This is a genomic window from Mycobacterium sp. 1245111.1 (genome assembly GCF_001673405.1).
GTDB lineage: Bacteria > Actinomycetota > Actinomycetes > Mycobacteriales > Mycobacteriaceae > Mycobacterium.
This window is the reverse complement of sequence record NZ_LZLV01000022.1, coordinates 35,707-45,765: the sequence shown is the minus strand read 5'-3', so window position 1 is coordinate 45,765 and position 10,059 is coordinate 35,707. Positions and strand designations below refer to the sequence as shown.

The following is a 10,059-nucleotide window of genomic DNA, read 5'->3' as shown; positions in this document are numbered from 1 at the left end:
CCACCCGAATCGGCGACGAAATCGTGCACTACGACGAATGGGTCGCCCGCGGCCACTAACCGCCGTCGAGCACCCTGCGCTTTTCGGCCTGGAATTCCTTCTCGGTCAGTGCCCCGGAATCCCGCAGTGCTGCAAGGGTTTTCAGCTGCTCGATCTTCACCGCCTCGTCGAAGGGGATCACCACAGGGTGGTCGACGGCCGGTGGGGTTGCCTGCCACGGCGGGGAATCGGACGCCGCGGGCTTGGCGCGGGACCGCCAGACCGACGTAAAGACCGTGCCGGCCAGTCCGATGACGAAAACGCCGGCGCAGATGCCCGGCCACGCATGGTTCGAGCCGCTGTCACGACCGAAAGCCATTCGGGGACTGATGAACCCATTGACCTCGCCGCTGGTCGTGATGATGTAGTCACCGTCGACCGGGATCTGCGCCACCCAGACCCGACGGTGGATGTCGTTGTTGACCGAGGTTGAGCCGCCGACGCTTTCGGTGACCTTCGGGTTGGCCACACCCGCGGGCGGATCGATGTCCAGCACGAGGTGTGGCACGGGCAGGCCGCCGCCGGACGAGTTTCCGACGGTCACCGTGTGGAAGTTGACCGTTACCCGGCCGGCGGGCAGATGCAGCTTTGCCGTGCCCGGGATCGGCACTTCGCCGTAAGCGTTGTATTTGTCGAGCACGAAGGCGCCGAGCACCAGGCTCACGATGAAACCGATTGCCGATCCGACCATCAGCAGGATCGCGGCCATCCGGACAATTCCTGCGATCCGCCCGCTGCGCATGCTCCGAAGTGTGGCAGACACCGGGCACGGTCGCGCCGTTTGGACCTCACGGCATCGGGTAGCCCTGGCTAAGCGCCAAGAAATGGTCGCAACGAGGACGGAGAGCCATGAGCGCGGAAGAAGCGGAAGAAAAGGGCCAGGAGGACACGCCTGAGCTAAGCGACGAGGGCGACAAAGACCAGGAATCCACCGGCGAGGAGCAGCACAAACCCGGTCCGGAGGACCTGAGTGACGAAGGTAGAGAAAAGGTCGAGCAGATGACTCGGGCCTACGACGACAACCGGGAGACGGCGATCCTGCCCGGCACCGACAACACGATCACCGGAGTCGCGGTCAACGAGTGGCTTGACGACGACGGTAATCCGAAGTTCGGCAAGGAAGAGCAGAAGAAAAAGGACGACGAGCAGCACAAGGCTGACGCCCAGAAGGAAGACGCGAGCTAGCGTCCGCCCGGTTGGGGGAAAAGCCGACCGCCGGGACGCCGCGGGAATAACGGTCGATCCGTCGTCGTCGCCTGCGAGGGCGCGGTCGTCGTCGGCGCCTGCGAGGTCGTCGTCGTTGTCGTCGGAGCCTCGGTCGTCGTTGTCGTTGTCGGCGTTGGTGTTTCGCTGGTCGTCGAGGCGGGCGGGCTCGTGGTGGGCTCGCTGGACGATGGCGGGTTTGTGGTCGGCTCCTGGCTCGCGGTGGTTTCGCTCGATGTCGGCATCGACGGCGCGGGCGTCGTGATCACGCTGGGTGACGGCGTGCTCGGGGCGCTGCCCGATGTGTGCCGCAGCGTGAGGAAAAGACCCCCGGCGATCACGAGCAGTGCCAGCGCCGTGCCGACCGCCACCACCAGCGGACGGCGATACCAGGGATCGCCGGTAGCCCCGACCACGTCCGGTTCGGCGAATTCTTCCCGCGCCCGAGGCACGGGCACCGCACGGCCGCCGGTGCGAGGTTCGTCGTACTCGCCAGGTCGTAGCGGCAAGATGCCGGAGTCGTCGTCGGCTTCCGACCACGCCAGGGCCGGAGCGGCCGCGGGCTCGACCGGCATCGCGGACATAGTCGTCGCTTCGTTCACCGGTCCGAGCGCCGTCGGTGCCAGCGCCGTCGCTTCGCTCACCGGTCCGAGCGCCGTCGGCGCCAGCCCCGTTGCGCCGTCGTCCGGCCCGCGCGCCGCGCGCAGGGCCGCGCCGACGGCAGCGGTCAGGTGCGGCCGGGGCGCGGAGATGACGAGGGCACCGGACTCCTGCGACAGCGTCCTGGTCAGCAACGGGATGCTGGCACCACCGCCGATCGACGCCACCGCAGCCAAGTCGCTGGGCTGAATTCCGTTGCGCCGCAACACGTCGTGGAAGAAGCCAATGAAACCGTCCAACGGTTGACGGATAGCGTCGTCGAGATCGCTTCGGGTGACCTGGATTTCGCCGTGGTAGCCCGGCACCTCGGCGGTGAGCTGGGTTTCGGTCGCCGATGAAAGCCGTTCCTTGGCGTCACGGCACGCGGTCCGCAACTGGGTGAGCGACCCGATCGCCGATGTTGCCGACGTGTCGAATGAACCCTCCGTCGAGAGATTCCCGATCACGTGGGTCAGCAGCGCCTGATCGATCCGGCTGCCGGAGAATTCGGTGTGGCGGGCAGGTTGAGTGATGGCTTGATAGCCATTTGCGGCGTCCACCAGGCTGACAGTCGTGCCGGACCCCCCGAAGTCGCACACGGCGATAATTCCGGTGCTCGGCACGCCGGGGTTGGCGTACAACGCGAACAACGCCGCCGCCGAGTCCGGCAGCAGGACCAGCGGTCCGCGCGACCATTCCGGCACGCGCCCCAGCGCTAGCCGCACGGAGTTCACCACGGCCGCGTCCCAGTGCGCCGGATGGGTGACGGCGACCGCGTCCGGCAGGGCGCGCCCGTCGGTCGCGGTGTAAGCCAGCGCCCGCAAGGCGTCGGCGATCAGCGTCTCGGCACGATGCGTGGTGTTGTCGGCGGCGGTGATGCCGCCCGGATCGCCCACCCGGTCAACGAAATCGGTGATCACCAGGCCGGGCTCGGTGAGCTTGGGATTTTCCGACGGTACGCCGACCTCGGGCGGCCGCTGCCGGTACAGCGTGAGCACCGGCTTGCGGGTCACCGCCCGGTCGGCGGTAACCGCCGCCAGGTTGGTGGCTCCAATTGAAAGGCCTAACGCCGGCCGTTCGCCGTCAGCCATGTTGTCTCATCGCGCGCATCAGACACCAACCTATCGGCTGCCCTGGTTCGGCCTGGCAGCCACGTCGTCTAGCGGATCGTGCCGACCCCGGCAATCAGAGGTAGGTCCAGGGCGGTGACCCAGCCGGGTGGCAGGTCGTTGACGGCCGGAACCGCGTTCAGCGCGCGCAGTCCGGTCGACAAGCAACCCGCGGCGGCCGCGTCTCGTCCGGATCCGTCGGTGAACCGGAAGGCGGTCTCCTGCGAGATGCTCGGTGTGCCTTCGATGTCGACGCGGTAGACGTCGTCCTTGGTACCGGCCGGCCAGTCCGGCGCCGCGTCCAGCCCGATGCGGTTGACGTGTTCGAGCTGAATCCTGGTCTCGCCCTTGTAAATACCGTTGATGGTGAAGCGGACCGCGGCGACGTGTCCGGCCGGGATGACGCCCTTGGCGGTCTTGCGTTCGTTGGGCGTGATCCACTTGTCCCACGTTGTGGTGATCTCGTCGAGCATGATGCCGGCGGCGTGGGCGATCATCGGGACGGTGGCGCCCCACGCGAAGATCAGCACGTCCCGGTTTTCCAGCATCGGCCGGAATTCGGGCTCGCGGCCGATGCCCATCTCGATCTCGTAGTCGCCCTCGTAGTTGGTGTAGTCCAGCAGTTCGGAGGCGCGAACCGTGCGTACCTCCGAACACAGCCCCATCAGCGTCATCGGAAACAGGTCGTTTGCGAACCCGGGGTCGATGCCGGTGGTGAAGCACGACGACTGACCCAGCTCGCACGCCTCGGTGATCGGCTGAATCCAGTTCGGCGGGTTGAGGTGCATCGTCGGCCATACCCACGGCGTCATTGCCGTCGAGCAGACGTCGACGCCCGCGCGTAGAAAACGCGTCATCAGCGCGATGTTGGCGTCGGCGTGCGCGGCGGTCGGCCCGTAGTGCACCAACGCGTCGGGTTGCAGCGCGATCAGCGCATCGACGTCGTCGGTGGCGGTCACGCCGACCGGTGCACCGAGCCCGCAGATTTCACCGACGTCCTGGCCGACCTTCTGCGGATTGCTGACCCCGACGCCGACGAGCTCGAACTCCGGATGCTTGACGATTTCGGCGATCACCATCTTGCCGACGAAGCCGGTACCCCACACCACAACCCGTTTAGCCATGCGCCATGCGCCACCTTCTGAATCGAGGACCCTCGATCACCCTAGGCGCGGCTGCGGTCGACCTTTGTCCGAAATCGGAAAGTCATCCGTTCGATCAGTCGGTCGCGCAGCGTCAGCGTGTGCAGCAGCACCGCCGAGATGTGTGCGGCGATCACGGCCATCAGTGTGTATGCAATCACCGAATGAGCTTGGCGCAGAACCCAATACAGCTGCGCGTCGAAAGGCGCGATCCGGGGTAGGTGAACGATGCCGAAAACGACAATCGGGCCGCCGGCCGCGGACAGCATCGCCCAACCGACCAGTGGCTGCAGCAGCAGCAGCGTATACAACAGCTTTTCGGACAGCCCCACGAGGCGGCCCTCCAGCGCACCGATCGTCGGCGGCCAGGCCGGCGGGTGGTGAGTCCAGCGATTGACAATCCGCACCACCATCACCAGCAGGATGAGCGCACCCAGCGCCTTGTGCACAACGATCAGCTGGGCATAGGAGCCCACCGAATTGACCATCACGAACCCGACGAATAGCGCACTGAACACCAAAGCGGCCGTCAGCCAATGCAAAAGCCTGCTCAACCCCGTGAACTTAGCCGGCTCGGTCATAGGTTCTCCCCTGTTCGGCGACGGTAGGACGCGGCGTAGACGGCGGACCGCGCACTCAACAGCGGATCGTCGGACGGCTCGATGCCCGGCGGCAGCACCAGCGGATCGAAGTTGATGTCCCGCGCGTTGCCCTTCGCGTCGTTGGCGACCGAGTCAAGGGTGAGCACCCCCGCGTCGATGCTGCGGCGGTCGTCCGGCCACGGCAGCGTGGCGTCGTTGGTGGGATCCGACGGTTTGCCGACCGTCAGCATCAACCGCCAGCGCAGGGGTTCGGCCCGCAGTTGCGCGACGAGCGGACCGAACAGTGCGTCGGGACCCGTCGACGGTGGCAGCGCCTGCTGCAGCGGCGTCAGCGACCACCGCACCGGTATCCGCTGACCCGATGCGTTGACGAAGTAGAAAGCGCTCAGGCTGCTGAAGGTGCTGTCGGCGAAGCCAGGTGTGGGCTTGTGCTCCTTGAGGATCGACATGGCCCGCTGGGCCGGCGGGTGAGCTGCGTAGAACCGCGTCATCGCGGTCGGGTCGGGCTTGCCGGTGGCCGGCACGATCGCCGAGGCCACCAGCCGGTCATACATGCTTTGCGGCGAAGGGTCTGGAAAGACAGGAAGATTCAGCATCGCCGTGCGCCACTGCTGGGTGCCCGGAAAGCCGAAGGCCAGGCCCAGTCCGCGCCCCGCTGCGGCCGCATCTGCGGTGTGCGGGTTGCCGCCGGCCGCGGAGAATCGACCGATCACCGGGGTGCGGACGGGCGCAAACACCGCTGCCGTCGTCAACTCCGCGCCGTTGCCGTTGCTGTCGAACCAGCCCGTGACGGACACACCTTTGGCGTGGTTGGTGCGGTATCCGTGATGGCGGCCGAACGCATTGTTGAACACGTCGAGGAAGGCGTGCGGCGTCAACCGCTTCGGGCCGATCCAGTTGAATGCCGTCAGCAACGCGGCGGCATCGACCGCGAGGAAAGCACTCACCGCCGCGGCGCCCCGCAGAATCTCGCGTCGCCCGGGACGCGCGGTCCCCGGTGGCCCGGTCGGTTCCGTCATCGATCATCTCCTTCGCCGCGGCGTTCTCTTCGATGTCACGACAATTGTTGGGCATCGGTTCGGTGGCGGCACGCCGCAACTCGGCATTTGGGAAAGAACCCGGAAAACCGACCCACGCGGCCGGCCTGCGGGACACGATGTATGACCATGACCAGCAAGTCGATCTTCGTGGCGACCCTGACCGTGTTCGCGGCCACGGTTGGCCTGGGCGGAACGGCGCAGGCGGACCCGCCCACCAAGGTGACCTACCAGTTGAGTGGCAGCGCCCCGGTCGCCGACTACGTCTCCTACCAGGTGGAGAGCGGCCAGCGGCAAGAGGCGCACGTGACGCTGCCGTGGAAGACAGACTTCACCGTCATCGCCAGCAGGGTGTTCGTGATCAGCGCCCAGAGCCCGGGGTCGATCACGTGCACGATCCTGGTCGACGGCAAGGTCGTCAATCAGGCGACGGCGAATGGCGCGCCGGCCCGTACCGTCTGCTCGACGTAACCGGACGGCCGCATGAGTCTTGCGACCCGAGTGAACGGCACGGCGCCGCCGGAGATCCCGCTCGGCGACATCGATCTCGGCGAATGGAAGTTCTGGGGGCTCGACGACGATCAGCGTGACGGTGCGTTCGCCACGCTTCGACGCGAGGCGCCGATCTCGTTCTGGTCCGAACCCGTGCAGGAAGGCTTCGAGCAGGGCGACGGGCACTGGGCCATCACCGGGCTCGACGACGTCTACTTCGCCAGCCGTCACCCCGACATCTTCAGCTCCAGCCCCAACATCACGATCAACGAGCAGACGCCGGAGGTGTCGGAGTATTTCGGCTCGATGATCGTGCTCGACGACCCACGGCACCAACGGCTGCGCTCGATCGTCAGCCGGGCGTTCACGCCGAAAGTGGTGGCGCGCATAGAGACATCGGTGCGCGAGCGGGCCCGGCGCCTGGTCGCCGACATGGTCGCCAAGCATCCCGACGGCAACGGCGAGGCCGTCGCGGAGCTGGCCGGTCCGCTGCCGCTGCAAGTCATCTGCGACATGATGGGCATCCCCGAGGAAGACCATCAGCAGATATTCCATTGGACCAACGTCATTCTCGGCTTCGGCGACCCCGATCTGACCACCGACTTCGACGACTTCCTGAAGGTGTCGGCGGACATCGGTGCTTATGCCAGCGCGTTGGCCGAGGACCGTCGCGTCAACCACCACGACGATCTGACGACCAGCCTGGTGCAGGCCGAGGTCGACGGCGAGCGGCTGACCTCAGCCGAGGTGGCGTCGTTTTTCATCCTGCTCGCGGTGGCCGGCAACGAGACGACACGCAACGCGATCAGCCATGGACTGGTCGCGTTGACCCGCTACCCGGAGCAGCGCGAGGCGTGGTGGTCCGACTTCGACGCGGTGTCGCACACGGCCGTCGAAGAGGTGGTGCGGTGGGCCTCGCCGGTGGTCTACATGCGGCGCACGCTCACCCGTGATTTCGAGATGCACGGGATCCAGATGGCCGCCGGCGACAAGGCCACCCTGTGGTACTGCTCGGCCAACCGCGACGAGGCTAAGTTCGCCGACCCGTGGAAGTTCGACGTGACCCGCGACCCGAATCCGCATGTCGGCTTCGGCGGCGGCGGCGCGCACTTCTGCCTCGGCGCCAACCTGGCCCGTCGCGAAATCCGGGTGATGTTCCAGGAATTGCATCGCGAGATACCCGACATCGTCGCCACGGACGAGCCGTCGCGGTTGTTGTCGCCGTTCATCCACGGCATCAAGACCCTGCCGATCTCGTGGACGCCGCCGCGCTGATTCCGGTGCGCTGACGACACTCGTCCGTCGCGTACAGCATGATGTGCTGATGTTCGGGCTCGTCGTCATCGTTGTGCTGACCGCCGTCGTCATCGTGGGGACGGTGGTCGGCCGGCGCTACCGGGTGGGCCCCCCGGTGCTGCTGATCGGCCTCGGTGCGCTGCTCGGCTTGATCCCGCGGTTCGGTCACGTCCGGCTCGACGGCGAAATTGTGCTGCTGCTGTTCCTGCCCGCGATTCTCTACTGGGAGAGTCTGAACACCAGCTTTCGCGAAATCCGCGCAAACGCACGCGTCATCCTGCTGCTCAGCGTCGGCTTGGTGATCGCCAACGCGATCGCGGTGTCGTGGACGGCACGGGCTTTCGGGATGGAGTCCCATGCCGCGGCGGTGCTGGGCGCCGTGCTCTCCCCGACCGACGCCTCCGCTGTCGCCGGTCTGGCGAAGCGGCTTCCGCGCCGCACGCTGACCGTGCTCAAGGCGGAGAGCATCATCAACGACGGCACGGCGCTCGTGTTGTTCGGTGTCGCGGTTTCGGTCGCCATGGGCGGCGCACAAGTCGGCCCGCTCGACCTGACCATCCGATTCGTCGAGTCCTACCTCGGCGGGATCGCCGCGGGCCTGATGGTCGGCGGCGTCGTGACGGTCGCCCGAACGAGACTCGATGCACCGCAGGAAGAAGCGGCGCTCAGTCTGCTTACGCCATTCGCCGCGTTCCTGCTTGCCAACGAATTCGACTGCAGCGGCGTGGTCGCCGTCCTGGTGAGCGCCCTGATGCTCGCCTACGCCTCGCCGCGGGTCATTCGGGCCCGCTCCCGGCTGGTGTCGTTCGCATTTTGGGACATCGCAACGTTTCTCATCAACGGCTCGCTGTGGGTGTTCGTCGGCGTGCAGCTGCCCGGCGCGGTGCGCGGCGTCGCACGGGTGGACGGCGGCATCCACCACGCGGTCGTGATGGCCGTCGCCATCACCATCGTCGTCGTGGGACTGCGGCTGGTCTGGACCGAGACCACCACGTGGCTGATCCGCGCCGTCGATCGTCGCGAAGCGCAGCGTGCGCGCCGCATCGATTGGCGCCAACGCATGGTCTCCGGCTGGGCCGGTTTCCGCGGAGCGGTATCGCTTGCCGCCGCGATCGCGGTCCCGCTGACCACCCGTAGCGGCGCGCCGTTTCCGGATCGCAACCTGATCATCTTCGTGGTCTCGTTCGTGATCTTGACGACGGTGATCGTCCAGGGCAGCACGCTGCCCAGCGTTGTGCGTTGGGCCAAAATCCCCGAAGACGAGGCCCATGCCGACGAGTTGCGATTGGCTCGCTGCGCCAGCGCGCAGGCCGCGCTCGATGCGCTGCCGGTGGTGGCCGCGGAGCTCGGAGTCAGCGACGCGCTGCAAGATCGGCTGCACGCCGAGTTCAAACAGCACGCGGCGCTCGTCAGAGCCAGCGACGACGGCTCGACCCGCAGCGAGGCCGAGGCGAAAAGCGATCTGATCCGGCAAGTGCGCCTCGGCGTCCTCGAACACAAGCGCCGCGCCATCACCGAGCTGCGCGACCAACGTCGCATCGACGACATCGTCCTACTCGAACTACAGGCCTCGATGGATCTCGAAGAAGCGAGGCTGCTGGGGCCCTCGTCGCCGGACTAGCGGGATCGGTTACCGCGAAACAACTTTCGCGACGATCTGATTGGCGATGTCGACCGCGGAGCTTGCGGGGTTGGCGCTGCACGTGTTGACGTCGACGACGACGTTGTTTTTGACGGCCAGCGCGCGACCGCAGGCCCACCCGCCGGCTTTCGCGTCTTCCTGCGTCGAGACGGCGCTCAGGTCGTCGTTGTCGGTTGATATCGGCCCGACGTCCCACTGCGTCCGGCTCTGCGTGTGCATGTAGTGATGGCATTGCGGCCAGCGCAGACCCGACGCGACGAAGAAGACGTGGGCCTGCTTGACGGTCGGAAACAGCACCACCGCCTGCTCGGCGTAGTGAGTGAAGGCATCGCCGTCGTTGAGTTCCTGATCGCGCACGCCGGTGAAGCCACTGTCGGCGTAGACCTTGGCCTGCGCCGAACCGTCGATGGCCAGGCATTCCGGCGGCGTCATCGTGGCGCTGTCGTCGGACATGGCGTTGCGGCGGCGAACCACCGCCATCCCCGTCGCGCCCATTAGAGGGTTGATCTGCGCTGGCGTGAGCAACAACGACTCGAGTTCGCGTTCGACCACCGGCCGCGGGATCAACGAGGTGATGGTCGTGGTCGCCGCGTGGTTGGGCTGAGTGCCGGCGCCGCAACCCGCGACGAGTACCCCCACACCGGCCGCGACAGACCTGGTCGCGAAATGGCGCATCTCCTCTTCCCTATCCCCGTCGTCGTTCGGACCGGTCGCGCTGCCACCCCTCGGCGTTGCCGGTCAGAACCCGCACGTCCAACCCTACCGGGTGCCGCGGCCGCAAACCCCAGGACAGCGGACCAATATCGCATCCGTTGAGCGAATATGGAGCGGCACACCGGTGTTTGCGGAAAACGGTTG

10 protein-coding genes are annotated in these 10,059 nt (G+C 66.7%); 4 read left to right on the top strand and 6 right to left on the bottom strand.

Annotated elements, in window-relative coordinates:
- Nucleotides 1–55: 55 nt before the first annotated feature.
- Nucleotides 56–781 carry an SHOCT domain-containing protein gene (locus A5658_RS04705; protein WP_067331706.1) on the bottom strand — a complete coding sequence of 242 codons (726 nt, stop codon included), beginning with the start codon at nucleotides 779–781 and terminating at the stop codon, nucleotides 56–58.
- Between the two features lie 107 nt (nucleotides 782–888).
- Between A5658_RS04705 and A5658_RS27350 the strand changes: the two genes are divergently transcribed.
- Nucleotides 889–1,224 (top strand): hypothetical protein, encoded by a 336-nt coding sequence (locus tag A5658_RS27350; RefSeq protein ID WP_082992948.1) that lies wholly within the window; start codon nucleotides 889–891, stop codon nucleotides 1,222–1,224.
- Here the strand turns inward: A5658_RS27350 and A5658_RS04695 are convergent.
- From A5658_RS04695 to A5658_RS04680, 4 genes are all read right to left on the bottom strand, one after another.
- Complete coding sequence (locus A5658_RS04695) at nucleotides 1,221–2,972, bottom strand: Hsp70 family protein (RefSeq protein ID WP_067331704.1); 1,752 nt, start codon at nucleotides 2,970–2,972, stop codon at nucleotides 1,221–1,223. The genes A5658_RS27350 and A5658_RS04695 overlap by 4 nt on opposite strands.
- Nucleotides 2,973–3,040: 68 nt before the next feature.
- The gene (locus A5658_RS04690) at nucleotides 3,041–4,114 is read right to left on the bottom strand and encodes a dihydrodipicolinate reductase (RefSeq protein WP_067331702.1); all 1,074 of its coding nucleotides are present in this window, start codon (nucleotides 4,112–4,114) and stop codon (nucleotides 3,041–3,043) included.
- A gap of 41 nt (nucleotides 4,115–4,155) precedes the next feature.
- Nucleotides 4,156–4,713 (bottom strand): cytochrome b, encoded by a 558-nt coding sequence (locus tag A5658_RS04685; RefSeq protein ID WP_067331699.1) that lies wholly within the window; start codon nucleotides 4,711–4,713, stop codon nucleotides 4,156–4,158.
- Complete coding sequence (locus tag A5658_RS04680; protein ID WP_067331696.1) at nucleotides 4,710–5,753, bottom strand: catalase family peroxidase; 1,044 nt, start codon at nucleotides 5,751–5,753, stop codon at nucleotides 4,710–4,712. The genes A5658_RS04685 and A5658_RS04680 overlap by 4 nt, the downstream gene beginning before the upstream one ends.
- A gap of 147 nt (nucleotides 5,754–5,900) precedes the next feature.
- On the opposite strand from A5658_RS04680, the gene A5658_RS04675 reads away from it, so the two are divergent.
- The 3 genes from A5658_RS04675 to A5658_RS04665 are packed head-to-tail and all read left to right on the top strand — an operon-like array spanning nucleotide 5,901 to nucleotide 9,180.
- A complete protein-coding gene (locus A5658_RS04675) occupies nucleotides 5,901–6,242 on the top strand; it encodes an MmpS family transport accessory protein (RefSeq protein ID WP_067331724.1) in 342 nt (113 codons plus the stop codon).
- Nucleotides 6,243–6,254: 12 nt separating this feature from the next.
- Nucleotides 6,255–7,538, top strand: a complete 1,284-nt coding sequence (locus A5658_RS04670; RefSeq protein WP_067331694.1) for a cytochrome P450 — start codon at nucleotides 6,255–6,257, stop codon at nucleotides 7,536–7,538.
- Between the two features lie 49 nt (nucleotides 7,539–7,587).
- Complete coding sequence (locus tag A5658_RS04665; protein ID WP_067331722.1) at nucleotides 7,588–9,180, top strand: Na+/H+ antiporter; 1,593 nt, start codon at nucleotides 7,588–7,590, stop codon at nucleotides 9,178–9,180.
- 9 nt (nucleotides 9,181–9,189) lie between these two features.
- Here A5658_RS04665 and A5658_RS04660 read toward each other — a convergent pair whose 3' ends face one another.
- Nucleotides 9,190–9,876: a sensor domain-containing protein gene (locus A5658_RS04660; RefSeq protein ID WP_067331692.1), complete on the bottom strand. Its 687-nt coding sequence runs from the start codon at nucleotides 9,874–9,876 to the stop codon at nucleotides 9,190–9,192.
- Between the last annotated feature and the right edge of the window lie 183 nt (nucleotides 9,877–10,059).

Bases quoted from the DNA above. Each gene is read 5' to 3' on its own strand.
- A5658_RS04705 (WP_067331706.1), bottom strand. From the start codon at position 781: ATGCGCAGCGGGCGGATCGCAGGAATTGTCCGGATGGCCGCGATCCTG.
- A5658_RS27350 (WP_082992948.1), top strand. From the start codon at position 889: ATGAGCGCGGAAGAAGCGGAAGAAAAGGGCCAGGAGGACACGCCTGAG.
- A5658_RS04695 (WP_067331704.1), bottom strand. From the start codon at position 2,972: ATGGCTGACGGCGAACGGCCGGCGTTAGGCCTTTCAATTGGAGCCACC.
- A5658_RS04690 (WP_067331702.1), bottom strand. From the start codon at position 4,114: ATGGCTAAACGGGTTGTGGTGTGGGGTACCGGCTTCGTCGGCAAGATG.
- A5658_RS04685 (WP_067331699.1), bottom strand. From the start codon at position 4,713: ATGACCGAGCCGGCTAAGTTCACGGGGTTGAGCAGGCTTTTGCATTGG.
- A5658_RS04680 (WP_067331696.1), bottom strand. From the start codon at position 5,753: ATGACGGAACCGACCGGGCCACCGGGGACCGCGCGTCCCGGGCGACGC.
- A5658_RS04675 (WP_067331724.1), top strand. From the start codon at position 5,901: ATGACCAGCAAGTCGATCTTCGTGGCGACCCTGACCGTGTTCGCGGCC.
- A5658_RS04670 (WP_067331694.1), top strand. From the start codon at position 6,255: ATGAGTCTTGCGACCCGAGTGAACGGCACGGCGCCGCCGGAGATCCCG.
- A5658_RS04665 (WP_067331722.1), top strand. From the start codon at position 7,588: ATGTTCGGGCTCGTCGTCATCGTTGTGCTGACCGCCGTCGTCATCGTG.
- A5658_RS04660 (WP_067331692.1), bottom strand. From the start codon at position 9,876: ATGCGCCATTTCGCGACCAGGTCTGTCGCGGCCGGTGTGGGGGTACTC.